General features: G+C 60.7%; 1 protein-coding gene. It reads left to right on the top strand.

Annotated elements, in window-relative coordinates:
* Positions 1 to 1,128 (top strand): outer membrane protein assembly factor BamA (gene bamA / locus V7787_RS52820; RefSeq protein WP_336095454.1); only part of this gene is annotated, 1,128 nt, incomplete at both ends.

Here is a 1,128-nt window from a genome sequence, read left to right on the forward strand (position 1 = left end):
CCGTCGGTGTCGAGCATCGAGATTGAAGGCAACAAGGCGATCAGCACCGAAGACCTGATGAAGGGCCTGAAGCAATCGGGCCTGGCCGAAGGCGAGATCTTCCAGCGTGCCACCCTCGAAGGTGTGCGTAACGAACTGCAACGCCAGTACGTGGCCCAGGGGCGCTACTCGGCCGAGGTCGACGCCGAAGTGGTGCCGCAGCCGCGCAACCGTGTGGCGCTGAAGATCAAGATCAACGAAGGCACCGTCGCCGCCATCCAGCACATCAACATCGTGGGCAACAACGTATTCGATGATGAGACCCTGGGTCAGCTGTTCGAGCTGAAGACCACCAACTGGCTGTCGTTCTTCAAGAACGACGACAAGTACGCCCGTGAAAAACTCTCCGGTGACCTGGAGCGCCTGCGTTCCTACTACCTGGACCGCGGCTACATCAACATGGACATCGCCTCCACCCAGGTGTCCATCACGCCGGACAAGAAGCACGTCTACATCACCGTCAACATCAACGAAGGCGAGAAATACACCGTTCGCGACGTGAAGCTGTCCGGTGACCTCAAGGTGCCGGAAGACCAGGTCAAGTCGCTGCTGCTGGTGCAGCCGGGGCAGGTATTCTCGCGCAAGGTGATGACCACCACGTCCGAGCTGATCACCCGTCGCCTGGGTAACGAAGGCTACACCTTCGCCAACGTCAACGGCGTGCCGCAACCCAACGACCAGGACCACACGGTCGACATCATGTTCGTGGTCGACCCGGGCAAGCGTGCCTACGTCAACCGCATCAACTACCGCGGCAACACCAAGACCGAAGACGAAGTGCTGCGTCGCGAAATGCGCCAGATGGAAGGCGGCTGGGCGTCGACCTACCTGATCGACCAGTCCAAGACCCGTCTTGAGCGCCTGGGCTTCTTCAAGGAAGTCAACGTCGAGACCCCGCAGGTGCCTGGCACCGACGACCAGGTCGACGTCAACTACAGCGTCGAAGAGCAGGCCTCCGGCTCGATCACCGCCAGCGTCGGTTTCGCCCAGAGCGCCGGCCTGATCCTGGGTGGTTCGATCAGCCAGAGCAACTTCCTCGGTACCGGTAACAAGGTATCCATCGGCCTGACCCGTTCGGAATACCAGACC

This window comes from Pseudomonas sp. CGJS7 (assembly GCF_036961695.1).